At 63.3% G+C, this 23,168-nt stretch carries 24 protein-coding genes; all 24 read left to right on the forward strand.

Going from position 1 to position 23,168, the window contains the following annotated elements:
• The first annotated feature begins 7 nt into the window (after window positions 1–7).
• The 24 genes from fliH (at window position 8) to CXQ81_RS10635 (ending at window position 23,167) form a co-directional block, all read left to right on the forward strand.
• Window positions 8–829: a flagellar assembly protein FliH gene (fliH, locus tag CXQ81_RS10520; protein WP_101337171.1), complete on the forward strand. Its 822-nt coding sequence runs from the start codon at window positions 8–10 to the stop codon at window positions 827–829.
• Window positions 819–2,177: a flagellar protein export ATPase FliI gene (gene fliI, locus CXQ81_RS10525; RefSeq protein WP_009042736.1), complete on the forward strand. Its 1,359-nt coding sequence runs from the start codon at window positions 819–821 to the stop codon at window positions 2,175–2,177. The genes fliH and fliI overlap by 11 nt, the downstream gene beginning before the upstream one ends.
• A 6-nt stretch (window positions 2,178–2,183) precedes the next feature.
• The gene (gene fliJ, locus CXQ81_RS10530; RefSeq protein WP_007922624.1) at window positions 2,184–2,633 is read left to right on the forward strand and encodes a flagellar export protein FliJ; all 450 of its coding nucleotides are present in this window, start codon (window positions 2,184–2,186) and stop codon (window positions 2,631–2,633) included.
• Between the two features lie 118 nt (window positions 2,634–2,751).
• Window positions 2,752–3,057 carry an STAS domain-containing protein gene (locus CXQ81_RS10535; RefSeq protein WP_007922622.1) on the forward strand — a complete coding sequence of 102 codons (306 nt, stop codon included), beginning with the start codon at window positions 2,752–2,754 and terminating at the stop codon, window positions 3,055–3,057.
• A gap of 5 nt (window positions 3,058–3,062) precedes the next feature.
• Window positions 3,063–4,769 (forward strand): fused response regulator/phosphatase, encoded by a 1,707-nt coding sequence (locus CXQ81_RS10540; RefSeq protein ID WP_101337172.1) that lies wholly within the window; start codon window positions 3,063–3,065, stop codon window positions 4,767–4,769.
• Between the two features lie 30 nt (window positions 4,770–4,799).
• Entirely contained in the window at window positions 4,800–5,144 is a 345-nt protein-coding gene (locus CXQ81_RS10545; protein ID WP_007922619.1) for an Hpt domain-containing protein, read from the forward strand.
• Between the two features lie 110 nt (window positions 5,145–5,254).
• Complete coding sequence (locus CXQ81_RS10550) at window positions 5,255–6,625, forward strand: flagellar hook-length control protein FliK (RefSeq protein ID WP_101337173.1); 1,371 nt, start codon at window positions 5,255–5,257, stop codon at window positions 6,623–6,625.
• A 178-nt stretch (window positions 6,626–6,803) separates the two neighbouring features.
• Window positions 6,804–7,307, forward strand: coding sequence for a flagellar basal body-associated protein FliL (gene fliL / locus CXQ81_RS10555; RefSeq protein WP_007922529.1), 504 nt, complete (start codon window positions 6,804–6,806; stop codon window positions 7,305–7,307).
• 9 nt (window positions 7,308–7,316) lie between these two features.
• The gene (fliM, locus tag CXQ81_RS10560; RefSeq protein ID WP_009042741.1) at window positions 7,317–8,285 is read left to right on the forward strand and encodes a flagellar motor switch protein FliM; all 969 of its coding nucleotides are present in this window, start codon (window positions 7,317–7,319) and stop codon (window positions 8,283–8,285) included.
• 54 nt (window positions 8,286–8,339) lie between these two features.
• Window positions 8,340–8,807 (forward strand): flagellar motor switch protein FliN, encoded by a 468-nt coding sequence (fliN, locus tag CXQ81_RS10565; protein WP_101339398.1) that lies wholly within the window; start codon window positions 8,340–8,342, stop codon window positions 8,805–8,807.
• Window positions 8,808–9,245 (forward strand): flagellar biosynthetic protein FliO, encoded by a 438-nt coding sequence (gene fliO / locus CXQ81_RS10570; RefSeq protein WP_087088873.1) that lies wholly within the window; start codon window positions 8,808–8,810, stop codon window positions 9,243–9,245.
• The gene (fliP, locus tag CXQ81_RS10575) at window positions 9,245–9,994 is read left to right on the forward strand and encodes a flagellar type III secretion system pore protein FliP (RefSeq protein WP_007922525.1); all 750 of its coding nucleotides are present in this window, start codon (window positions 9,245–9,247) and stop codon (window positions 9,992–9,994) included. Before fliO ends, fliP begins: the two co-directional genes overlap by 1 nt.
• Window positions 9,995–10,018: 24 nt before the next feature.
• Window positions 10,019–10,288 (forward strand): flagellar biosynthesis protein FliQ, encoded by a 270-nt coding sequence (fliQ, locus tag CXQ81_RS10580; protein ID WP_003184009.1) that lies wholly within the window; start codon window positions 10,019–10,021, stop codon window positions 10,286–10,288.
• Between the two features lie 3 nt (window positions 10,289–10,291).
• Window positions 10,292–11,074 carry a flagellar biosynthetic protein FliR gene (gene fliR / locus CXQ81_RS10585; protein WP_007922510.1) on the forward strand — a complete coding sequence of 261 codons (783 nt, stop codon included), beginning with the start codon at window positions 10,292–10,294 and terminating at the stop codon, window positions 11,072–11,074.
• A 3-nt stretch (window positions 11,075–11,077) separates the two neighbouring features.
• Window positions 11,078–12,214, forward strand: a complete 1,137-nt coding sequence (flhB, locus tag CXQ81_RS10590) for a flagellar biosynthesis protein FlhB (RefSeq protein ID WP_007922509.1) — start codon at window positions 11,078–11,080, stop codon at window positions 12,212–12,214.
• Window positions 12,215–12,449: 235 nt separating this feature from the next.
• On the forward strand, window positions 12,450–14,579 hold the full coding sequence (gene flhA, locus CXQ81_RS10595; protein WP_037033952.1) for a flagellar biosynthesis protein FlhA: 2,130 nt from the start codon (window positions 12,450–12,452) through the stop codon (window positions 14,577–14,579).
• 11 nt (window positions 14,580–14,590) lie between these two features.
• Window positions 14,591–15,907 carry a flagellar biosynthesis protein FlhF gene (flhF, locus tag CXQ81_RS10600; protein WP_007922507.1) on the forward strand — a complete coding sequence of 439 codons (1,317 nt, stop codon included), beginning with the start codon at window positions 14,591–14,593 and terminating at the stop codon, window positions 15,905–15,907.
• Window positions 15,908–16,025: 118 nt separating this feature from the next.
• Window positions 16,026–16,856, forward strand: a complete 831-nt coding sequence (fleN, locus tag CXQ81_RS10605; RefSeq protein ID WP_007922506.1) for a flagellar synthesis regulator FleN — start codon at window positions 16,026–16,028, stop codon at window positions 16,854–16,856.
• Window positions 16,853–17,593 carry an RNA polymerase sigma factor FliA gene (gene fliA, locus CXQ81_RS10610; protein ID WP_007922505.1) on the forward strand — a complete coding sequence of 247 codons (741 nt, stop codon included), beginning with the start codon at window positions 16,853–16,855 and terminating at the stop codon, window positions 17,591–17,593. The genes fleN and fliA overlap by 4 nt, the downstream gene beginning before the upstream one ends.
• Window positions 17,594–17,753: 160 nt before the next feature.
• Window positions 17,754–18,125, forward strand: a complete 372-nt coding sequence (locus CXQ81_RS10615) for a chemotaxis response regulator CheY (protein WP_003183998.1) — start codon at window positions 17,754–17,756, stop codon at window positions 18,123–18,125.
• Window positions 18,126–18,154: 29 nt separating this feature from the next.
• A complete protein-coding gene (locus tag CXQ81_RS10620) occupies window positions 18,155–18,943 on the forward strand; it encodes a protein phosphatase CheZ (RefSeq protein WP_007922504.1) in 789 nt (262 codons plus the stop codon).
• Between the two features lie 12 nt (window positions 18,944–18,955).
• Window positions 18,956–21,247, forward strand: a complete 2,292-nt coding sequence (locus CXQ81_RS10625) for a chemotaxis protein CheA (protein WP_101337174.1) — start codon at window positions 18,956–18,958, stop codon at window positions 21,245–21,247.
• A 49-nt stretch (window positions 21,248–21,296) separates the two neighbouring features.
• Complete coding sequence (locus tag CXQ81_RS10630; protein ID WP_092418067.1) at window positions 21,297–22,427, forward strand: chemotaxis response regulator protein-glutamate methylesterase; 1,131 nt, start codon at window positions 21,297–21,299, stop codon at window positions 22,425–22,427.
• A complete protein-coding gene (locus CXQ81_RS10635; protein WP_007922500.1) occupies window positions 22,427–23,167 on the forward strand; it encodes a flagellar motor protein in 741 nt (246 codons plus the stop codon). The genes CXQ81_RS10630 and CXQ81_RS10635 overlap by 1 nt, the downstream gene beginning before the upstream one ends.
• Window position 23,168: the final 1 nt, after the last annotated feature.

Consider the following 23,168-nt stretch of genomic DNA (forward strand, 5'->3'; position numbering starts at 1 on the left):
TCGCGTTATGTCGTCCAGCAGTGATGAATCCCACAGCGACCTGATTCGCGCTCGGGACGTCGGTGGTTTCGACGTCTGGGCGCTGCCCAGTTTCGACCCCCATGTACCCGAGCCCGAGCCGGAACCGGTGGAAGAGCCGCCGGCGCAGATCGAGGAAGTGCCGCTGGAAGAAGTCCAGCCACTGACCCTCGAAGAGCTCGAGAGCATTCGCCAGGAAGCCTATAACGAAGGCTTCGCCACGGGCGAAAAGGAAGGTTTCCACAGCACCACGCTGAAGGTCCGCCAGGAAGCCGACGTGGCCCTGAGTGCCAAGCTGGAGGCGCTGGAAACGCTGATGGGCAATCTGTTCGAACCCATCGCCGAGCAGGACACACAGATTGAAAAGGCCCTGGTCAACCTGGTGCAGCACATGACGCGCCAGGTGATCCAGCGCGAGCTGGCCATCGACTCCAGCCAGATCGAACACGTCATGCGCGAAGCCCTCAAGCTGCTGCCGCTGGGTGTGGGCAACGTGCGGCTGTACATCAATCCGCAGGATTTCGCCCAGGTCAAAAGCCTGCGCGAGCGCCACGAGGAAAGCTGGCGCATCGTCGAGGACGAAGCCATGTTGCCGGGCGGCTGCCGGGTCGAGACCGAGCACAGCCGGATCGACGCGACCATGGAAACCCGGATCGCCAAGATCATGGACAAGCTGTCCGACCAGCTTCATGAGCAGGCTTTGCATCCCGCCGAATCGGACCTGAGCGTCGAGCTGGGGGCCGCCACCGGCAAGCCCGCCGCGGATGTCGACCCTGTCGACCCCGCGCAGGACCCTGCCGATGCGCCTTGACCGCACCAGCTTCGGCAAGCGCCTGAGCAGCTACGCCGAAGCCACCGAACTGCCGAACCAGCCGATTCTCGAAGGCCGCCTGCTGCGCATGGTCGGCCTGACCCTGGAGGCCGAAGGCCTGCGGGCGGCCATGGGCACGCGCTGCATGGTGATCAACGACGACAGCTATCACCCGGTGCAGGTCGAGGCCGAGGTGATGGGCTTCTCCGGCAGCAAGGTATTCCTGATGCCGGTCGGCAGCGTCGCCGGTATCGCGCCCGGCGCCCGGGTCGTGCCGCTGGCCGATACTGGCCGCCTGCCGATGGGCATGAGCATGCTCGGGCGGGTCCTCGACGGTGCTGGCCGTGCGTTGGACGGCAAAGGCGGGATGAAGGCCGAGGACTGGGTGCCGATGGACGGTCCGACCATCAACCCGCTCAAGCGCGACCCCATCAGCCGGCCGCTGGACGTGGGCATTCGCTGCATCAACGGATTATTGACGGTGGGCCGCGGTCAGCGTCTCGGCCTGTTCGCCGGTACCGGTGTGGGCAAGAGTGTGCTGCTGGGCATGATGACCCGCTTTACCGAGGCCGACATCATCGTGGTCGGTCTGATCGGTGAGCGGGGCCGTGAGGTCAAGGAGTTCATCGAGCACATCCTCGGTGAAGAGGGGCTCAAGCGCTCCGTGGTGGTGGCATCGCCGGCAGACGATGCGCCGCTGATGCGCCTGCGCGCGGCCATGTACTGCACGCGTATCGCCGAATACTTTCGCGACAAGGGCAAGAACGTCCTGTTGCTGATGGATTCCCTGACCCGTTTCGCCCAGGCCCAGCGGGAAATCGCCCTGGCCATCGGCGAGCCGCCCGCGACCAAGGGCTATCCGCCGTCGGTCTTCGCCAAGCTGCCGAAACTGGTGGAGCGCGCGGGCAACGCCGAGGCCGGTGGCGGCTCGATCACCGCGTTCTATACCGTGTTGTCCGAAGGCGACGACCAGCAGGACCCGATCGCCGACTCGGCGCGTGGCGTACTCGACGGGCACATCGTGCTGTCGCGGCGCCTGGCGGAGGAGGGGCATTACCCGGCGATCGATATCGAGGCGTCCATCAGCCGGGTCATGCCGGCGGTGGTGACCCCGGATCACATGACTCGCGCCCAGTATTTCAAGCAGCTGTGGTCGCGTTACCAACAGGCGCGCGACCTGATCAGCGTCGGCGCTTACGTACCGGGCGGCGATCGCGAAACCGACGCCGCCATCTCGCTGCAGCCGTCGATGGTCGCGTACCTGCGCCAGGGGCTCAACGACAGCATCAGCCTGGGTGAAAGCGAAGCCCATCTGGAGATGGTTTTCGCTCCGGCGCCGGGCGGTTAATTCGTCATGGCCAACAGCCGTGCCGCGCGTCTGGCGCCGGTGGTCGACATGGCCGAAAGCGCCGAGCGCACCGCCGCCCAGCGCCTGGGGCATTTCCAGGGCCAGGTGCGCCTGGCGGAAAGCAAGCTGGGGGACCTGGAACGCTTTCGTGCCGAATACCAGCAACAGTGGATCGAGCGGGGCAGTGCTGGGGTTTCCGGCCAGTGGCTGATGAACTACCAGCACTTTCTCAATCAGCTGGAAACCGCCGTGGGCCAGCAGCGGCAAAGCCTGGCCTGGCACCAGAACAACCTCAACCGCGCCCGGGAAACCTGGCAGCAGGCCTATGCCCGGGTCGAGGGTTTGCGCAAGCTGGTGCAACGCTACATCGATGAGGCCCGCCAACTGGAAGACAAGCGCGAGCAGAAGCTGCTCGACGAGCTGTCCCAGCGCCTGCCGCGCCAGGATCCGTACTGAGCGCCACCCCACTCGTCACCGCCAGGCGCTCGTCAGCGACGCTTCGGCGGTTCGGGTTGCCCAGGCTTGTACGGGGTGCTAAACCTTGTACAGATTGCCAATCACAAGGAAGCGAATCATGTCAGTCGTTACTGAAGTTTCACCGGACGGGCACAAACTGACGATTTCGATCAAGGGGCGTTTCGATTTCGGCCGTCATCAAGAGTTTCGCGAGTCCTACGAGCGCCTCAACAAAAGGCCCGACTCCATAGTGGTGGACCTGAAAGACGCCACCTACCTCGACAGTTCCGCCCTGGGCATGCTCCTGTTGCTGCGCGATCACGCCGGCGGCGACGATTCCGACGTGCGAGTGATCAACAGCAACTCGGACGTGCGCAAGATTCTCGCCATTTCCAATTTCGACAAGCTGTTCGACATCAGTTGATCGACATGCAGTCGAGTGAGGCACCTCTGTGCGTGCTGATCGCCGAGGACGGCACCAGCGACCGCATGTTGCTGTCGAGCATCGTCCGGCGCCAGGGGCACGAAGTGCTGACGGCGAGTAACGGCGCCGAGGCGGTGGAACTATTCGTCCAGCAGCGCCCGCACCTGGTGTTGATGGACGCGATGATGCCGGTGATGGACGGTTTCGAGGCCGCCCGGCAGATCAAGCGTCTGGCTGGCGAAGCGCTGGTGCCGATCATTTTCCTGACCTCGCTCACCCAGAGCGAGGCGTTGGCGCGCTGCCTGGAAGCCGGTGGCGACGATTTTCTGGCAAAACCCTACAGCCCGGTGATCCTGGCCGCCAAGATCAAAGCCATGGATCGCTTGCGGCGCCTGCAGGAAACCGTGCTGCAGCAGCGCGACCAGATCACCCAGCATCATGACTACCTGCTCAACGAGCAGCGGGTGGCCAAGGCGGTGTTCGACAAGGTGGCGCATTCCGGCTGCCTGAGCGCGCCGAATATCCGCTACCTGCAGTCGCCGTACGCGCTGTTCAATGGCGATTTGCTGCTGGCTGCCTTTACCCCGACAGGCGACATGCATGTGCTGTTGGGGGATTTCACGGGCCACGGCTTGCCAGCGGCGGTGGGCGCGATGCCCCTGGCCGAGGTGTTTTACGGCATGACGGCCAAGGGTTACGGGCTGCCCGAAACCCTGCGCGAGATGAATGCCAAGCTCAAGCGCATTCTGCCGGTCGGCATGTTCTGTTGTGCGACGCTGCTGTGCCTGAGTTTCCAGCGGCGGGCGGTGGAGGTGTGGAACGGCGGCATGCCGGATGGCTACCTGCATCGCCTGGCAAGCGGGGAGCGGGTGCCGCTGGGGGCGCACCATCTGCCGCTGGGGGTGCTGGGCGCCGAGGCATTCGACGACCGCACCGAAGTCTTTCCCATGGCCCTGGGCGACCGGGTTTTTCTGTTGTCCGATGGGGTGATCGACACCTGCGACGCCAACGAGCAACTGTTCGGTGTCGAGCGCCTGCAGCGGGTGTTTGCCGCCAACCGCGAGCCGGACCTGTTGTTCGAGGAGATCCAGCGGGCCCTGAGCGAGTTTGGCGGGGATGCGCGGGACGACGTGAGCATGGTCGAGGTCAGCCTCCTCGAGGCCCGGCAACTGACGCCGCCGGCGCTGGTGTACTCCGACAGCGGTCAGTCCTGCCCGCTGGACTGGTCGGTGAGTTTCGAGTACCGCGCCGCGACCCTCAAACGTTTCAACCCTTTGCCTTACCTGTTGCAGCTGCTGCTGGAAGTGCATGGCCTGCGGGCGCAGAGCGGGGCGCTCTACAGTGTGCTGGCCGAGTTGTATTCCAATGCCCTGGAGCATGGCGTATTGGGCCTGGACTCGAGCCTCAAGCGCGATGCCCAGGGATTTTCCCGCTATTACCGGGAGCGCGCGGTACGCCTCGAAGCCTTGCAGGAGGGGTTTGTGCGGGTGCACCTGCAAGTGGAGCCTCAAGGGGCTGGCGGTCGTTTGCTGATCCGGGTCGAGGACAGCGGCAGTGGTTTCGATGTCGGGCGGGTAATGGCGCGGCCCGTCGATGGCGACCGTCTTTCCGGGCGCGGCGTCAGCCTGATCCGTCAGCTCAGCCGGCGTGCCAGCTGGTCCGACGACGGTCGTAGTGCCTGCGTGGAGTTTTCTTGGGAGCCTCTGGCATAATTCGCCGATTCTTGATCAAGGAGTGAGCAAGTGTCTGAGATTCATCTGGATCACGAGGTGCTGAACGCATTGCAGGAAGTCATGGAGGATGAGTATCCGTTGTTGCTCGACACCTTCCTCTGTGACTCCGAAGAGCGTTTGCGCCAGTTGCACAAGGTCGACGACCCCCGTCAACTTGTCGCCACTGCCCATAGCTTCAAGGGCAGCAGCAGCAATATGGGGGCGATTCGCCTGGCCGAGCTCTGTCATCAGTTGGAGCAACGTGCCCAGGGCTCGTCGTTGCGCGGTATCGAGCAGCTGGTGGGCGAGATCGATGGCGAATTCGCCATTGTCCGCCAGCTGTGCGAGCAGGAACGCCAGCGTTTTCACTGCTGAAAAACCGCTGCAGCCCAGGCTTTTTCCCGCGAGCCAGCAAAGCTGGCTCGACCTTTGCACTCAAGTCTCCCAACTGTACCTACGATCCCAGTGCAGCGGAGACCGTTTTCATGCCCCTTACCCCGAACATGCTTCTTCAGGCCGCTTCCCAGGCCAAGACTCAAGCGGCTTCCGCCACCCCCCAGGCCAGCGCCGCCGAGCCCGGGGACAAAGGCGCAAGCTTTGCCCGGGTGTTCGCCAAGGAGGCACTCGGCAAGCCGGTAGCGGCTGCCGACGGCCCGATCAAGCCGGCTCGCGACAAGGGTGGCGAAACCGCTGCCAAGGTGGATCAGGGCAAGGGCAAGACTGCCGCCCCCGAGCCTGCGGTTGCCGATAGCGGCAAAACCTTGCCTGCCGACAAGGCTGTTGCCAGTGGCGAAAAAGTCGCCGATGACCAGGCCGCGAGCAGCGATCAGCCGCTGGCCGAGAGCACGCCGGTCGACCCGACCCTCGATCCGGCGCTGATGCAGGCGACCCAGCCGGTGCCGGTGCCGTTGCCGGCGCCCGAGCCAGAAGTGGCGACTGCGCCGGTTCCGGCACAGCCGCCAGTGCAGCCGCAAGCGCAGCCGGTTATACCGGTGGTGACCAGCACTGCGACGCCGGTGCCGGTCGATCCGGAATTCGACCCTGAAGCTGATCCGCTGGATGCGCTGCCGGTGGTGCGCCTGGCCATGGAGCAGAGCGGCCATGTCTCGGCTTCCAGCCAGGCGCAGAGCAAGGCGGCGCCGAGCGTGGTGGCCGATGATGGGCCGACTTCGGCGCAGACCTTCGCCAGCGGCATGGCCAACATGCTGGACCTGCAGGTGGACAAGGACAGCACCGAGCAGGGCGGCGAAAAGGCCTTCAGCGGCCTGCTCGATGACGGTCTCAAGGACCTCAAGGGCGCTGCCAGCGACACCCGCGTCGACGATTTCGCCAACCGCCTGGCAGCCCTGACCCAGGCGGCCACGCCCAAGACCGCCAATGCCGTCCCGGTGAACCAGCCGCTGGCCATGCATCAGAGCGGCTGGACCGAAGAAGTGGTCAACCGGGTCATGTACCTGTCCAGCGTCAATCTGAAGTCGGCCGAGATCCAGTTGCAGCCGGTCGAGCTGGGGCGCCTGGACATTCGCGTGAACATGGTGCCGGACCAGCAGACCCAGGTGACCTTCATGAGTGCCCATGTTGGCGTGCGCGAGGCCCTCGAAGGGCAGATGCATCGCCTGCGCGACATGTTCCACCAGCAAGGCATGGGGCAGGTGGACGTCAACGTCTCCGACCAGTCGCGCAACTGGCAGGGTGGCCAGGAGCAGGCCCAGCAGGGGCAGCATCGCAGCAACGGCACCAGCGCCAGCGGCGGGCGTCTGGATGGCGTGGATGAAGAGTTGCCGCCGAGCGTCGCCGAAGTCGCCACCAGCACCAGCACGGTCATCGGCAGCAGCGCCGTCGACTATTACGCCTGACCCGCTTCGGGTGTCATTGAACAGAAGATCGCCAGCCGTGTGACTCCGCGGCTGGCGATCTTCTGCTTTGCGCTTCCCCTATCCCTTCAGTTCATCCCAGTTCAGACAAATCTGGCATAACACTTGCTCTTGCCTTGCCGTGCGACTGTGAAAACCCGATTAGTGACGGATTATTGGCATGGCGAAGAGCGAAGCAGCAGAGAAAACCCCCGCCGGGAAAGGCAAACTCAAGCTTATCCTCTTGATTGTTCTGGCCTTGTTGCTGGCGATCGGTTTGTCCGTCGGGGCGACCTGGTACTTCATGCACAGCAGTGCCCAGAGCAAGCCTGCCGAGACGACCGAGGCGACCAGCAGCGTCAAGCCGGCGGCCATCTATGAGCCCATGGCGCCGGCCTTCGTGGCCAACTACACACAGAACGGCCGCCAGCGCTACATGCAGGTGAGCATCACCCTGCTGGCGCGCAACCAGGCCGATCTGGACGCGCTGAAAGTGCATATGCCGGTGATCCGCAACAACCTGGTCATGCTCTTCTCCGGCCAGAGCTTCGACACCCTGGCGACTCCGGTCGGTCAGGAAATGCTGCGTCAGAAGGCCACCGCCAGCGTGCAGGAAGTGGCGCAGAAAGAGGTCGGCAAAGTGGTGGTCGAGCAGTTGCTCTTTACTAACTTCGTACTGCAGTAGGAACACGACATGGCCGTGCAGGACCTGCTGTCCCAGGATGAGATCGACGCGCTGCTGCATGGCGTCGATGACGGTCTGGTACAGACCGAACACGCCGCCGAGCCCGGCAGCGTCAAAAGCTACGACCTGACCAGCCAGGATCGCATCGTCCGCGGACGCATGCCGACCCTGGAGATGATCAACGAGCGTTTTGCCCGCTACACCCGTATCAGCATGTTCAACATGCTGCGCCGTTCGGCGGACGTGGCGGTGGGCGGCGTGCAGGTGATGAAGTTCGGCGAATACGTGCACTCGCTGTACGTGCCGACCAGCCTCAACCTGGTGAAGATCAAGCCGCTGCGCGGTACCGCGCTGTTCATCCTCGACGCCAAGCTGGTGTTCAAGCTGGTGGACAACTTCTTCGGCGGCGACGGTCGTCACGCCAAGATCGAAGGCCGTGAATTCACCCCGACCGAATTGCGCGTGGTGCGCATGGTGCTGGAGCAGGCTTTCGTCGACCTGAAGGAAGCCTGGCAGGCGATCATGGAAGTCAACTTCGAGTACATCAACTCCGAAGTGAACCCGGCCATGGCCAACATCGTCGGCCCGAGCGAAGCGATCGTGGTCTCGACCTTCCACATCGAGCTCGATGGCGGTGGCGGCGACCTGCACGTGACCATGCCGTACTCGATGATCGAGCCGGTGCGGGAAATGCTCGACGCCGGCTTCCAATCGGACCTGGACGACCAGGACGAGCGCTGGAGCAAGGCCCTGCGCGAAGACGTGCTGGATGTGGATGTGCCTTTGAGCGCCACGGTGGCCCGCCGGCAGTTGCGCCTGCGCGACATCCTGCACATGCAGCCAGGGGATGTGATCCCGGTGGAGCTGCCTGAAGACATGATCATGCGCGCCAACGGCGTACCGGCGTTCAAGGTCAAGCTCGGTTCGCACAAGGGCAACCTGGCCCTGCAAGTGATCGAGCCGATCGAGCGCCGTTGAGCGGCGTTGTTATGAATTCGCTTTGTTAATGATTTTTTGCCCGCCGAGGACAACATGGCTGACGAACACGAAATGACTTCCGCAGAAGACCAGGCCCTGGCTGATGAGTGGGCGGCTGCCCTGCAGGAAACCGGCGACGCCGGGCAAGACGATATCGATGCCTTGCTGGCGGCCGATGCGGCCAGCGTGCCAGCGTCCAATCGCCTGCCGATGGAAGAGTTCGGCAGCGTGCCGAAGAACAACGAGCCGGTGACCCTCGACGGTCCGAACCTGGACGTGATCCTGGATATCCCGGTATCGATCTCCATGGAGGTCGGCAGCACCGACATCAACATTCGCAACCTGCTGCAACTCAACCAGGGATCGGTGATCGAACTCGATCGCCTGGCCGGCGAGCCGCTGGACGTGCTGGTCAACGGCACGCTGATCGCCCATGGCGAAGTGGTGGTGGTCAACGAGAAGTTCGGCATCCGCCTGACCGACGTGATCAGCCCGAGCGAACGCATCAAGAAGCTGCGCTAAGTGAGAAAGGCACTCGCGCTGTTCCTGGCCTGGCCGCTTTGGGCCCTGGCCGCCGAGCCGGTGGCCGGTACCGCCGCGCCAGCGGTTGGCAGCAGCGGCGTGGCCGGGCAGCTGACCCAGCTGGTGCTGGGCCTGTTGCTGGTGGTGGGGCTGATCTTCTTCCTCGCCTGGCTGTTGCGCCGGGTGCAGCAGGCCGGACCGGCCGGCAAGGGCCAGGTCATCGAGCTGATCGGTTCGCGGGCGCTTGGGCCGCGGGACCGGCTGGTGCTGGTGCAGGTCGGCAACGAACAGATTCTGCTCGGCCTGACGCCGGGCACCATCACTGCGTTGCATGTGCTCAAGGAGCCGGTGCAGGTGCCGAGCACCGAGCAGGCGACTCCGGAGTTTGCCCAGCGCCTGATGGAGCTGCTGGGCAAGGATCAGAAGGATAAGAAGTAATGCCGTTGCGCCTCCTCTTGATGTTGGCCCTGATGCTGGCGGCGCCGCTGGCGCTGGCGGCCGACCCGTTGTCGATCCCGGCGATCACCCTCGGCACCAATGCCGACGGCCAGCAGGAATACTCGGTCAGCCTGCAGATCCTGTTGATCATGACCGCGCTGAGCTTCATTCCGGCGTTCGTCATGCTGATGACCAGCTTTACCCGGATCATCATCGTGTTCTCGATCCTGCGTCAGGCCCTGGGCCTGCAGCAGACGCCGTCGAACCAGATTCTCACCGGCATGGCGCTGTTCCTGACGATGTTCATCATGGCCCCGGTGTTCGACCGGGTGAACCAGGATGCCCTGCAGCCGTACCTGGCGGAGAAGCTCAGCGCCCAGGACGCGGTGGCCAAGGCCCAGGTGCCGATCAAGGATTTCATGCTGGCCCAGACCCGCAGCAGCGACCTGGAGCTGTTCATGCGCCTGTCCAAGCGCACTGATATCGCGACGCCGGACCAGGCGCCGCTGACGATCCTGGTGCCGGCCTTCGTCACCTCGGAGCTGAAGACCGCGTTCCAGATCGGTTTCATGATCTTCATTCCGTTCCTGATCATCGACCTGGTGGTCGCCAGTGTGCTGATGGCCATGGGCATGATGATGCTCTCGCCGCTGATCATTTCCCTGCCGTTCAAGATCATGCTGTTCGTGCTGGTGGATGGCTGGGCCCTGATCATCGGCACCCTGGCGGGCAGTTTCGGTGGTGTTTAGAACCTTGTTGGCGGGTGACGCGTTATGACGCCTGAAGTCGCAGTAGACCTGTTTCGCGAAGCGCTCTGGCTGACCACCATGATGGTCGCCATCCTGGTGATCCCCAGCCTGCTGGTGGGCTTGCTGGTGGCGATGTTCCAGGCCGCCACCCAGATCAACGAACAGACCCTGAGCTTCCTGCCGCGCCTGCTGGTGATGCTGGTGACGCTGATCGTCGCCGGTCCCTGGCTGGTGCAGACCTTCATGGAATACATCCTGCAGTTGTACGGCAGTATTCCGCAGTTGATCGGCTGAATCATGTCTCTGCTGGCGCTTACCGATACGCAGATCAGCACCTGGGTCGCGAGCTTCATGCTGCCGCTGTTTCGTATCGGCGCCGTGCTGATGACCATGCCGGTCTTCGGCACGACCCTGGTGCCGACCCGCATCCGTCTGTATTTCACCCTGGCCATCACGGTCGTGGTGGTGCCGGGGCTGCCGCCCATGCCGGCGGTCAATGCACTGGATCTCGGCGGGCTGCTGCTGATTGCCGAGCAGATCATCATCGGTGCCTTGTTCGGTTTCTCCCTGCAGTTGTTCTTCCAGGCTTTCGTGATCGCCGGGCAGATCATTTCGACGCAGATGGGCATGGGCTTCGCGTCCATGGTCGACCCCACCAACGGTGTTTCGGCGGCGGTGATCGGGCAGTTCCTGACCATGCTGGTGACCTTGCTGTTCCTCGGCATGAATGGGCATCTGGTGGTCTTCGAGGTGCTGACCGAGAGCTTCACCACCTTGCCGGTGGGCAGCGCGCTGCTGGTCAACCATTTCTGGGACATCGCCGGCAAGCTGGGTTGGGTGCTGGGCGCCGCGCTGTTGCTGGTATTGCCGGCGATCACCGCGCTGCTGGTGGTGAACATTGCCTTTGGCGTGATGACCCGCGCGGCGCCGCAGTTGAACATTTTCTCCATCGGCTTTCCGCTGACCCTGGTACTGGGCCTGGTGATTTTCTGGGTCAGCCTGGGCGACATTCTCAACCAGTATCAACCGCTGGCCGTCGAGGCCCTGCAGTTGCTGCGCAACCTGGCGCAGGCGCGTTGAACCATGGCTGAGAGCGAGAGCGGTCAGGACAAGACAGAAGACCCCACGGAGAAACGCAAGAAGGACTCCCGGGAAAAGGGCGAGATTGCCCGCTCCAAGGAACTCAATACCCTGGCGATCACCATGATCGGCGCCGCCGGCCTGCTGATCTACGGCGCGGGAGTGGCCCGGGACCTGCTGGAAATCATGCGCCTGAATTTCTCCCTGCCGCGCGAGGTGCTGCTCAGCCCCGGCGCCATGGGCCTGTACCTGCTGCATTCGGGCAAGATCGCGATTATCGCCGCGATGCCGATCCTGCTGCCCCTGGTGCTGGCGGCACTGATCGGTCCTATCTCCTTGGGCGGCTGGCTGTTTTCCACCAAGAGCCTGGCGCCCAAGTTCAGCCGCATGAACCCGCTCAGCGGCATGAAGCGCATGGTGTCCCCGACCTCGCTGATCGAGTTGCTCAAGGCCTTCGCCAAGTTCGTGGTGATCCTGATCGTGGCCTTGTCGGTGCTGTCTTCGGACATCGACGACCTGCTGCGGATCGCCCACGAGCCGCTGGAGCAGGCGATTATCCACAGTGTGCAAGTGGTGGCCTGGAGTACCTTGTGGATGGCTTGCGGGCTGATCCTGATCGCCGCGGTGGACGTGCCGGTGCAGCTGTACCAGAGCTACAAGAAGCTGCTGATGACCAAGCAGGAAGTGCGTGACGAGCACAAGGACCAGGAGGGGCGTCCGGAGGTCAAGCAGCGGATTCGCCAGGTCCAGCGCGAGATGTCGCAGCGGCGGATGATGGCGGCGATTCCCGAGGCGGATGTGGTCATCACCAACCCGACCCACTACGCCGTGGCGCTCAAGTACGACGCCGAGAAGGGCGGGGCGCCGGTGTTGCTGGCCAAGGGCAGCGATTTCCTGGCGCTGAAGATCCGCGAGATCGCCGTGGCCAACGAAGTGCTGTTGCTGGAATCGCCGGCGCTGGCGCGTTCGATCTACTACTCCACCGAGCTGGAGCAGGAAATCCCCGCCGGGCTTTATCTGGCGGTGGCCCAGGTGCTGGCGTATGTCTATCAGATTCGCCAGCACCGGGCCGGCAAAGGCAAGCGTCCCGATCCGCTCAAGGACCTGCCGATTCCGCCGGATTTGCGTCGCGATTCCTGAGGTCGGCGTTGGCTGTACCGACGTTATCGCGAGCAAGCTCGCTCCAGCAGAGTCCACGCCCGGCCGTAGGAACGAGCTTGCTCGCGATGGCGCGAAAGCGCCTTGTGTGACGACTGATGGCGCAACGCCATAAATCAGTTTGCCTTCCAGGCAAAAGTTGGAAGGCTTCTTGCAATACCCGCCCTGCGCCGCCTCCAGGCGTCAAAAGTTTGCTTCAAGGGAACGGGGAATACCGGTGGATCGCTCTCAGTTAATCAGTACGGCTCGCACTAACCTGGCCGACCTCAGTCGAGGGAACCTGGGGGTGCCGCTGTTGCTGCTGGTCATGCTGGCCATGATGATGCTGCCGGTGCCGCCGTTCCTGCTGGACGTGTTCTTCACCTTCAACATCGCCCTGTCGATCGTCGTGCTGCTGGTCTGCGTGTATGCCCTGCGGCCGCTGGATTTCGCGGTGTTCCCGACCATCCTGCTGGTGGCGACCCTGTTGCGCCTGGCGCTGAACGTGGCCTCCACGCGGGTGGTGATGCTCCACGGCCAGGACGGTCACGCCGCCGCCGGTAAAGTGATCCAGGCCTTCGGCGAGGTGGTGATCGGCGGTAACTATGTGGTCGGTATCGTGGTGTTCGCGATCCTGATGATCATCAACTTCGTGGTGGTGACCAAGGGTGCCGGGCGGATTTCCGAGGTGAGCGCACGTTTCACCCTCGATGCGATGCCGGGCAAGCAGATGGCCATCGACGCCGACCTCAACGCCGGCCTGATCGACCAGGCCCAGGCCAAGGCCCGCCGCTCGGAAGTGGCCCAGGAGGCCGAGTTCTACGGTTCCATGGACGGTGCCAGCAAGTTCGTCCGCGGTGACGCCATCGCCGGCCTGCTGATCCTGTTCATCAACCTGATCGGCGGCATGGCGGTCGGCATCTTCCAGCACCACATGTCCTTCGGCGATGCCGGCCGGGTCTACGCCTTGCTGACCATCGGTGACGGTTTGGTGGCGCAATTGCCATCGCTGCTGCTGTCCACCGCGGCCGCGATCATGGTGACCCGTGCTTCCGGTTCCGAAGACATGGGCAAGCAGATCAACCGGCAGATGTTCGCTTCGCCCCGGGCCCTGGCTGTCGCCGCTGGCCTGATGGCGGTGATGGGCCTGGTGCCGGGCATGCCGCACTTTTCCTTCCTGAGCATGGCGGCCCTGGCGGCCGGTGCCGCGTACCTGTTCTGGAAACGCCAGAACGTGGTCAAGGTCAAGGCGCTGGAAGAGGTCAAGCGCCAGCAGGAACTGCTGCCTTCGCCGGCCCGCGCCCTGGAAACCAAGGAGCTGGGCTGGGACGACGTGACCCAGATCGACATGATCGGCCTGGAAGTCGGTTATCGCCTGATTCCCCTGGTGGACCGCAACCAGGGTGGGCAATTGCTGGCGCGGATCAAGGGCGTGCGCAAGAAGCTGTCCCAGGACCTGGGCTTCCTCATGCCCACCGTGCATATTCGCGACAACCTCGACCTGGCGCCCAGCGCCTACCGGCTGACGCTGATGGGGGTGATCCTGGCCGAGGCCGAGATTTACCCGGATCGCGAGCTGGCGATCAACCCGGGGCAGGTCTATGGCACGCTCAACGGCATCAACGCCAAAGATCCGGCCTTCGGCCTGGAGGCGGTGTGGATCGAGATCAGCCAGCGCGCCCAGGCGCAGTCGCTGGGCTACACCGTGGTCGACGCCAGCACCGTGGTCGCCACCCACCTCAACCAGATTCTGTACAAGCACTCCAGCGAGCTGATCGGCCACGAAGAAGTCCAGCAGCTCTTGCAATTGCTGGCCAAGGGTTCGCCGAAGCTGGCGGAAGAGCTGGTGCCGGGCGTGCTTTCGTTGTCCCAGCTGCTCAAGGTGCTGCAGGCGCTGCTGGCCGAACAGGTGCCGGTGCGCGATATCCGCAGCATTGCCGAGGCCATCGCGAACAATGCCGCCAAGAGTCAAGATACTGCCGCTTTGGTGGCCGCGGTGCGTGTCGGATTGTCGCGCGCCATCGTGCAAAGCATTGTAGGGACTGAGTCCGAGCTGCCTGTGATCACCTTGGAGCCCAGGTTGGAACAGATTTTGCTCAATAGTCTGCAGAAGGCAGGACAAGGCTCGGAAGAGGGTGTCCTGTTGGAGCCAAGCATGGCTGAGAAGCTGCAGCGTTCGTTGATCGAAGCCGCGCAGCGCCAGGAAATGCAAGGTCAACCGGTGATTCTGCTGGTAGCCGGTCCGGTCCGCGCGATGCTCTCGCGGTTCGGACGCCTGGCGGTCCCGGGCTTGCACGTGTTGGCGTACCAGGAAATCCCTGACAACAAGCAAGTGACCATCGTTGCGACAGTAGGGCCCAACGGCTGAGGTAGTGGGTTATGCAAGTTAAGCGTTTTTTCGCCGCCGATATGCGTCAGGCCATGAAGCTGGTTCGTGATGAGCTGGGCGCCGACGCCGCCATCATTGGCAATCGCCGCATCGCCGGCGGTGTCGAGCTGACGGCTGCCCTGGATTACAAGCTGTCGGCGCTGGCGCCACGGGTGCCGAACATGGAGCTCGAGGACGAACTGCGCAAGACTCAGTCGCGCATCGTCACCGCCCAGGCCGAACTGAGCCTGCGTGGCGACGGCGATGCCAGCACCAATCGCCAGCTGTTCGCCGGCCTGCCGCTGACCGCCGCCGAGCCGCTGATCGAACCTACATTCAACGAACCCCAGCGCCCGGCCCCGGTAGTCGCCGCGCCGGCTGTCGATCAGCGGGCGCTGGACTCGATGCGTTTTGAACTCAATGGCCTGCGCGAGCTGCTGGAAGTCCAGCTCGGCTCCCTGGCCTGGAGCCAGCTGCAAGGCAGCCGGCCCGAGCAGGCCAACCTGTGGCGGCGCCTGCAGCGTATCGGCTTGTCCGGTCCGCTGGCCCGCGACCTGCTGGCGCTGATCACTGAAATCGACGAACCCCGTCAGGCCTGGCGCATGCTCCTGGCCCACCTGGCGCGGATGATCGTGACCCCGGAAGTCGAGCCACTGGAGGAGGGCGGTGTGATCGCCATGGTCGGCCCCGCCGGCATGGGCAAGACCACCACCCTGGCCAAGCTGGCCGCGCGTTATGTACTCAAGTACGGCGCGCAGAACATCGCGCTGGTGAGCATGGACAGCTACCGCATCGGCGCCCAGGAACAGCTCAAGACCCTGGGCCGGATCCTCAACGTCTCGGTGACCCATGTCGACCCGGGCCAGTCCCTGGCGCAAGCCCTCGATCCGCTGCTGCGCAAGCGTGTGGTGCTGATCGACACCGCCGGCCTGCAAGCCAGCGACCCGGCCCTGCGCATGCAGCTGGAAAGCCTGGCCGGACGTGGCATCCGGGCAAAAAATTATCTGGTCTTGGCAACCACCAGCCAGAAACAGGTTCTAACCGCCGCATACCACAGCTACAAGCGTTGCGGGCTGGCCGGCTGCATCCTGACTAAACTGGATGAAACCGCCAGCCTTGGTGAGGTGTTGAGCCTGGCGATCAGTCATGAACTCCCTGTTGCCTATCTGACCGATGGCCCGCGGATTCCGGACGATCTGCACTTGCCGCGCCGTCACCAGCTGGTCAGTCGTGCGGTGAGCGTGCAGATGCAGGAAGAACCCAGCGAAGAAGCCATGGCTGACATGTTCGCTGACCTCTACCACAACCCGACCAAGCGGGTTGGCTGAGGGAATCATGAAAAGATTGCAATGTACCTACATCGATGGTCTGCCAGGCATTGTTCCGTTGGTGAACGCGCAGCCAGTTATGTGGCCCCGTCTAAGTAAGACAAGGTAAAGAACGAACATGGGCAGCATGCATCCCGTACAGGTGATCGCGGTGACCGGCGGCAAAGGTGGCGTCGGCAAGACTAACGTGTCAGTGAACTTGTCCCTGGCCCTAGCGGAGCTCGGCCGGCGCGTCATGCTGCTGGACGCCGACCTGGGCCTGGCCAACGTCGACGTGCTATTGGGGCTGACCCCCAAACGGACCCTCGCTGACGTGATCGAAGGCCGCTGCGAGCTGCGCGATGTGCTGCTGCAGGGGCCGGGTGGAATCCGTATCGTGCCGGCGGCGTCCGGCACCCAGAGCATGGTTCATCTGAGCCCGGCGCAGCATGCCGGCCTGATCCAGGCTTTCAGCGACATCGGCGACAACCTCGATGTGCTGGTGATCGACACCGCCGCCGGCATCGGCGACTCGGTGGTCAGCTTTGTCCGCGCGGCCCAGGAAGTGTTGCTGGTGGTCTGCGACGAGCCGACCTCGATCACCGACGCCTACGCGCTGATCAAGCTGCTCAACCGCGACTACGGCATGAACCGCTTCCGCGTGCTCGCCAACATGGCGCAGAGCCCGCAGGAAGGGCGCAATCTGTTCGCCAAGTTGACCAAGGTCACGGATCGCTTCCTGGACGTGGCCCTACAATATGTCGGCGCCGTGCCTTACGACGAATGCGTGCGCAAGGCCGTGCAAAAGCAGCGTGCGGTCTATGAGGCGTTTCCGCGTTCGAAATGCGCGCTGGCGTTCAAGGCCATCGCGCAGAAGGTCGATACCTGGCCGTTGCCGGCCAACCCACGTGGACATCTGGAATTTTTCGTCGAGCGGCTCGTGCATCAGACAGCGGGACCGGTGCTATGAGCGCCAGCGGCTACAACCTTTACAAAAAGTCGGCACGTGACAGCCAGTACGAATTGATCGAGCGCTATGCGCCGCTGGTCAAGCGTATTGCCTATCACTTGCTGGCGCGCCTGCCGGCCAGTGTCCAGGTCGAAGACCTGATCCAGGCCGGGATGATCGGTCTGCTCGAAGTGTCGACCAAGTACGACGCGAGCAAGGGCGCAAGTTTCGAGACCTACGCGGGTATCCGTATCCGTGGTGCGATGCTCGATGAGGTCCGTAAAGGTGACTGGGCGCCGCGTTCGGTACATCGCAATACCCGGATGGTGAGCGATGCCATTCGCGCAATTGAAGCTAAAACCGGTCGTGACGCTAAAGATCATGAAGTTGCGGCCGAACTTCAATTGAGTCTCGACGATTATTACGGGATTTTGAACGACACCTTGGGCAGTCGCCTGTTCAGCTTCGACGACCTGTTGCAGGACGGCGAGCATGAAGGGCTGCATGAGGATGGCGCGAGTGCTCATCTCGAGCCGTCGCGCGACCTGGAGGACGAACGTTTCCAGGCCGCGCTGGCGGACGCGATTGCCAATTTGCCGGAGCGTGAGCGACTGGTCTTGGCGCTGTACTACGACGAAGAGCTGAACCTCAAGGAAATCGGTGAGGTCCTGGGGGTCAGCGAATCGCGGGTCAGCCAGTTACACAGCCAGTGCGCGGCCCGTTTGCGGGGGCGTTTGGGAGAGTGGCGAGCGCGCTGACAGGCAGTGTGGGGGACACTGCGGACGAGACTGGCACGACGTGGCCGGACTTGCGGTGTGTATTCCATGCAGTCGTTGAGTGCTCTGCCTGATTGATTGAATGGCGCGTTCAGGTGCTGGACGCGTTTAAGACTGCTTGGAGGTCGAATTGGACAAGAACATGAAAATCCTCATCGTTGATGACTTCTCAACGATGCGGCGGATCATAAAAAACCTGTTGCGTGACCTGGGCTTCACCAACACGGTCGAGGCTGACGATGGCACCACCGCCATTCCGGTCCTCAACAGTGGGAGCATCGACTTTCTGGTAACGGACTGGAACATGCCCGGCATGACCGGTATCGATCTGCTGCGCCATGTGCGCGCCGATGAAAAACTCAAGCACCTGCCGGTACTCATGGTGACCGCTGAAGCCAAGCGCGAACAAATCATCGAAGCTGCCCAGGCCGGCGTAAACGGTTATGTGGTCAAGCCCTTCACGGCCCAGGCGTTGAAAGAGAAGATCGAGAAGATCTTCGAACGCATCGGTTGAGAGTGGAATCATTCCGCCACGGGGGAGCTATGGAGCACAACGAATCTTCATTGGGCGATTTCGAATCGACCCTGAAAAAACACGCACTCGAACTGGTCGACAGCCTTGAAAAAGGCAAGTTCGGCGAAGCCGTGCAACTGATCCATGAGCTCAACCAGACCCGTGACCGCGGCCTGTACCAGGAGGTCGGCAAGCTCACCCGCGAGCTGCATAGCGCCATCGTCAATTTCCAGATTGACCCGCATATGCCGCAAGCCGAGGAAGTTTCACAGATCACGGATGCCACCGAGCGCCTGTCCTATGTGGTCAGGCTGACCGAGGCCGCGGCCAACCGCACCATGGATCTGGTCGAGAGCGCCACCCCGCTGGTCAATGGCCTGAGCAGCGAAGCCCAGGCCCTGAGCGCCGATTGGGGGCGTTTCATGCGCCGCGAACTGGGCGCCGAGGAATTCCGCGACCTGGCCCGCCGGGTGGACGGTTTCCTGACCCGCAGCGAGCAAGACACGCGCGCGGTATCGAGCAACCTCAACGACATTCTGCTGGCGCAGGACTACCAGGACCTGACCGGTCAGGTGATCAAGCGCGTGACCCAGTTGGTCACCGAAGTCGAGAGCAACCTGCTCAAACTGGTCCTGATGGCCAGCCAGGTCGATCGTTTTGCCGGCATCGAACATGACCGTGAATCGATCCTCGCTGAAAAAGATCCGCAAAAACATCTGGCCAAGGGTGAAGGTCCGCAGATTCATGCCGATAAACGTGAAGACGTTGTATCCGGTCAGGACGATGTCGACGATTTGCTTTCCAGCCTTGGATTCTAGGAGCACCCATACATGAGCTTCGGCGCCGATGAAGAAATCCTTCAGGATTTTCTGGTTGAGGCCGGCGAGATTCTAGAGCAACTGTCCGAACAACTGGTCGAGCTGGAAAGCCGACCGGACGATGCGGATCTGCTCAACGCAATTTTTCGCGGTTTTCACACTGTAAAAGGGGGCGCCGGCTTCCTCCAGCTCAACGAGCTGGTGGAGTGCTGCCACATCGCCGAGAACGTGTTCGACATCCTGCGCAAGGGTGAGCGTCGCGTCGACGCGGAACTGATGGACGTAGTGCTCGAAGCGCTGGACGCAGTGAACGGCATGTTCGGCCAGGTGCGCGAGCGTACCGAGATCACCGCCGCCACTCCGGAGCTGCTGGCTGCCCTGGCCCGCCTGGCCGAGCCTGCGGGGGCCGAGGAGGTCGCCGCGCCGGTGGCCGAGGTTGAGACAGTTGTTGAAGCCGTTGCCGAACCGGTCGCCGAATCGACCGAAAGCGAGTCCGGCGATATCACCGACAGCGAGTTCGAGCAGTTGCTCGATTCGCTCAATGCCGCCAAGGCCGAGGCCGAAGCTCCGGCTGCTGTTGCCCCTGCGGCACCCGTTGCCGGCAGCGAAGCGGCCAGCGACGAAATCACCGATGCCGAGTTCGAGTCGCTGCTCGATCAATTGCATGGCAAGGGCCAGTTCGCACCGGATGCGGTGGCCCCTTCGGCCACGGCGCCGGCTGCGGAAAAAGCCGCGGCCAGCGACGAAATCACCGATGACGAATTCGAAGCCCTGCTGGACCAGCTGCATGGCAAAGGCAACTTTGCGGTCGATGCGCTGGACTCCGCGGTGGCGGCGGCAGTGCCGCCGGCAGCACCAAGCGCGGCCGCCGCTGGTAGCGACCTGATCACCGACCAGGAATTCGAATCCCTGCTCGACGAGCTGCATGGCAAGGGCAAGTTCTCTGAAGTGCCCGCTGCCGCGGCGACCGTGGGGAGCGCAACGGCCGTCACGGCTCCGGCGCCTGCCGCCGTTGCCAAGCCTGCAGTGAAGAAGCCGGAAGCCAAGGCCGAAACGCCAAAACCGGCTCCAGCCGCTGCGGCGGCGCCTGCTCGTGCTCCGGCTGCCGCCCCGGCGGAAAAGCCGGTCAGCGAAGCCGAAACCACCGTGCGGGTCGATACCGCGCGGCTGGACGAAATCATGAACATGGTCGGCGAGCTGGTGCTGGTGCGTAACCGCCTGGTGCGCCTGGGGCTCAACAGCGGCGACGAAGCCATGTCCAAGGCCGTGTCGAACCTCGACGTGGTCACGGCCGACTTGCAGACCGCGGTGATGAAGACCCGGATGCAGCCGATCAAGAAGGTCTTCGGGCGCTTCCCGCGTCTGGTTCGCGACCTGGCCCGCCAGCTCAAGAAAGAGATCAACCTGGAGCTGGTCGGCGAAGAGACCGACCTCGACAAGAACCTCGTCGAGGCCCTGGCCGACCCGCTGGTGCACTTGGTGCGCAACGCCGTCGACCACGGTATCGAGTCGCCGGAAGAGCGCGAGGCCTCGGGCAAGTCCCGTGGCGGCAAGGTGGTGCTGGCGGCCGAGCAGGAAGGCGACCATATCCTGCTGTCGATCTCCGACGACGGCAAAGGCATGGACCCGAACGTCCTGCGCGCGATTGCGGTCAAGCGTGGGGTGATGGACAAGGATGCCGCCGATCGCCTGAGCGACACCGAGTGCTACAACCTGATCTTCGCCCCGGGTTTTTCGACCAAGACCGAGATCTCCGACGTGTCCGGCCGCGGCGTGGGCATGGACGTGGTGAAGACCAAGATTTCCCAGCTCAACGGTTCGATCAACATCTACTCGACCAAGGGCCAGGGTTCGAAGATCGTCATCAAGGTGCCGCTGACCCTGGCGATCATGCCGACCCTGATGGTGATGCTGGGCAACCAGGCGTTCGCCTTCCCGCTGGTCAACGTCAACGAAATCTTCCACCTGGACCTGTCGCGCACCAACGTGGTCGACGGCCAGGAGGTGGTGATCGTCCGCGACAAGGCGCTGCCACTGTTCTACCTCAAGCGCTGGCTGGTCAGCTCCGCCGCTCACGAAGAGCAGCGCGAAGGCCATGTGGTGATCCTTTCGGTCGGCACCCAGCGGATCGGCTTCGTCGTCGATCAACTGGTCGGCCAGGAAGAAGTCGTCATCAAGCCATTGGGCAAGATGCTCCAGGGAACCCCGGGCATGTCGGGCGCCACCATTACCGGTGACGGCCGCATCGCCCTGATTCTCGATGTTCCGAGCATGCTCAAGCGTTACGCCGCACGGCGTATTTGAATACCGGAGGGGCGGGGCCATTTGCCTTGCCCCGCCTAACGGAGTGTTTATGGCAGTCAAGGTCCTGGTGGTGGATGATTCGGGTTTTTTCCGCCGCCGCGTCTCGGAAATTCTTTCAGCGGATATCAATATCCAGGTCGTCGGTACCGCGACCAACGGCAAAGAGGCGATCGATCAGGCGCTGGCACTCAAGCCGGACGTGATCACCATGGACTACGAGATGCCGATGATGGATGGCATCACGGCCGTGCGGCATATCATGCAGCGCTGCCCGACGCCGGTATTGATGTTCTCCTCGCTGACCCATGAAGGCGCCCGGGTAACCCTGGATGCGCTGGATGCCGGCGCGGTGGATTTCCTGCCGAAGAACTTCGAAGACATCTCGCGCAATCCCGAGAAGGTCAAGCAACTGCTGTGCGAGAAGGTCCATAGCATCTCGCGCAGTAACCGTCGTTTCAGCAGCTACAGTGCGCCGGCGCCACAACCGGCGGCGGCACCGAAGCCCGCGCCAACGAGCACCAGCAGCTTCGGCGGCACGGCCCCGGCGCGCCCGGCTCCGGCGCCGATTCCCGCCCGCACGCCGGCCGCTGGCGCGTCGTCGCCGGCGCCCAAGCGCAAGGCCTACAAACTGGTGGCCATCGGTACCTCCACCGGTGGTCCGGTGGCGCTGCAGCGAGTGCTGACCCAGTTGCCGGCCAACTTCCCGGCGCCGATCGTGCTGATCCAGCACATGCCGGCGGCCTTCACCAAGGCGTTCGCCGAGCGCCTGGACAAGCTTTGCCGGATCAGCGTCAAGGAAGCCGAGGATGGCGACATCCTGCGTCCGGGCCTGGCGCTGCTGGCACCGGGCGGCAAGCAGATGATGGTCGACGGCCGTGGCGCGGTGAAAATCCTCCCGGGCGACGAGCGCCTGAACTACAAGCCGTGCGTGGACATTACCTTCGGTTCGGCGGCCAAGTCCTACGGCGACAAAGTTCTGGCGGTGGTCCTCACCGGCATGGGCGCCGACGGTCGCGAAGGCGCGCGCCTGCTCAAGCAGGGCGGCAGCGCGGTCTGGGCCCAGGATGAGGCGAGCTGTGTGATCTACGGGATGCCGATGGCGATCGTCAAGGCGGAGCTGGCGGATGCGGTGTACGGCCTGGACGACATTGGCAAGCACCTGGTCGAGGCCTGTCTCTGATGGATGTTCTAAGCCTCATCGGGATCATCATGGCGTTCGTCGCCATCATCGGTGGCAACTACCTGGAAGGCGGTCATCTGTCGGCCCTGGCCAATGGTCCGGCGGCGCTGATCGTGCTGGGCGGGACCATCGGCGCGGCGTTGCTGCAATCGCCGCTGAGCGCCTTCAAGCGGGCCATGCAGATCCTCGGCTGGATCCTGTTTCCGCCGCGGGTCGACCTGCCGGGGGGCATCGACCGTGTCGTCAACTGGAGCCTGACCGCCCGCAAGGAAGGTCTGCTGGGCCTGGAAGGCGTGGCCGATGCCGAGCCCGACACCTATTCGCGCAAGGGCCTGCAACTGCTGGTGGACGGCGCCGAGCCGGAGTCCATCCGCAGCATCCTGGAAGTGGATTTCTACACCCAGGAAAGCCGCGACATCGAAGCGGCCAAGGTCTTTGAAAGCATGGGCGGCTACGCGCCGACCATCGGTATCATCGGTGCGGTCATGGGCTTGATCCATGTGATGGGCAACCTGGCCGACCCTTCGCAGCTGGGCAGCGGTATCGCCGTGGCCTTCGTCGCCACCATCTACGGCGTGGCCAGCGCCAACCTGGTATTGCTGCCGATCGCCGCCAAGCTCAAGTCCATAGCCTTGCGCCAGTCGCGTTATCGCGAAATGTTGCTTGAAGGAATCCTGTCGATTGCCGAAGGTGAAAATCCTCGTTCCATTGAGTTGAAGCTGCAAGGCTTCATGGATTGAT

This window comes from Pseudomonas sp. 09C 129, assembly GCF_002843625.1.
Lineage (GTDB): Bacteria > Pseudomonadota > Gammaproteobacteria > Pseudomonadales > Pseudomonadaceae > Aquipseudomonas > Aquipseudomonas chlororaphis.

Excerpts from the sequence above, each read along its gene's own strand:
- fliH (WP_101337171.1), top strand. The coding sequence starts at position 8 with ATGTCGTCCAGCAGTGATGAATCCCACAGCGACCTGATTCGCGCTCGG.
- fliI (WP_009042736.1), top strand. The coding sequence starts at position 819 with ATGCGCCTTGACCGCACCAGCTTCGGCAAGCGCCTGAGCAGCTACGCC.
- fliJ (WP_007922624.1), top strand. The coding sequence starts at position 2,184 with ATGGCCAACAGCCGTGCCGCGCGTCTGGCGCCGGTGGTCGACATGGCC.
- CXQ81_RS10535 (WP_007922622.1), top strand. The coding sequence starts at position 2,752 with ATGTCAGTCGTTACTGAAGTTTCACCGGACGGGCACAAACTGACGATT.
- CXQ81_RS10540 (WP_101337172.1), top strand. The coding sequence starts at position 3,063 with ATGCAGTCGAGTGAGGCACCTCTGTGCGTGCTGATCGCCGAGGACGGC.
- CXQ81_RS10550 (WP_101337173.1), top strand. The coding sequence starts at position 5,255 with ATGCCCCTTACCCCGAACATGCTTCTTCAGGCCGCTTCCCAGGCCAAG.
- fliL (WP_007922529.1), top strand. The coding sequence starts at position 6,804 with ATGGCGAAGAGCGAAGCAGCAGAGAAAACCCCCGCCGGGAAAGGCAAA.
- fliM (WP_009042741.1), top strand. The coding sequence starts at position 7,317 with ATGGCCGTGCAGGACCTGCTGTCCCAGGATGAGATCGACGCGCTGCTG.
- fliN (WP_101339398.1), top strand. The coding sequence starts at position 8,340 with ATGGCTGACGAACACGAAATGACTTCCGCAGAAGACCAGGCCCTGGCT.
- fliP (WP_007922525.1), top strand. The coding sequence starts at position 9,245 with ATGCCGTTGCGCCTCCTCTTGATGTTGGCCCTGATGCTGGCGGCGCCG.
- fliQ (WP_003184009.1), top strand. The coding sequence starts at position 10,019 with ATGACGCCTGAAGTCGCAGTAGACCTGTTTCGCGAAGCGCTCTGGCTG.
- fliR (WP_007922510.1), top strand. The coding sequence starts at position 10,292 with ATGTCTCTGCTGGCGCTTACCGATACGCAGATCAGCACCTGGGTCGCG.
- flhB (WP_007922509.1), top strand. The coding sequence starts at position 11,078 with ATGGCTGAGAGCGAGAGCGGTCAGGACAAGACAGAAGACCCCACGGAG.
- flhF (WP_007922507.1), top strand. The coding sequence starts at position 14,591 with ATGCAAGTTAAGCGTTTTTTCGCCGCCGATATGCGTCAGGCCATGAAG.
- fleN (WP_007922506.1), top strand. The coding sequence starts at position 16,026 with ATGGGCAGCATGCATCCCGTACAGGTGATCGCGGTGACCGGCGGCAAA.
- fliA (WP_007922505.1), top strand. The coding sequence starts at position 16,853 with ATGAGCGCCAGCGGCTACAACCTTTACAAAAAGTCGGCACGTGACAGC.
- CXQ81_RS10615 (WP_003183998.1), top strand. The coding sequence starts at position 17,754 with ATGAAAATCCTCATCGTTGATGACTTCTCAACGATGCGGCGGATCATA.
- CXQ81_RS10620 (WP_007922504.1), top strand. The coding sequence starts at position 18,155 with ATGGAGCACAACGAATCTTCATTGGGCGATTTCGAATCGACCCTGAAA.
- CXQ81_RS10625 (WP_101337174.1), top strand. The coding sequence starts at position 18,956 with ATGAGCTTCGGCGCCGATGAAGAAATCCTTCAGGATTTTCTGGTTGAG.
- CXQ81_RS10630 (WP_092418067.1), top strand. The coding sequence starts at position 21,297 with ATGGCAGTCAAGGTCCTGGTGGTGGATGATTCGGGTTTTTTCCGCCGC.
- CXQ81_RS10635 (WP_007922500.1), top strand. The coding sequence starts at position 22,427 with ATGGATGTTCTAAGCCTCATCGGGATCATCATGGCGTTCGTCGCCATC.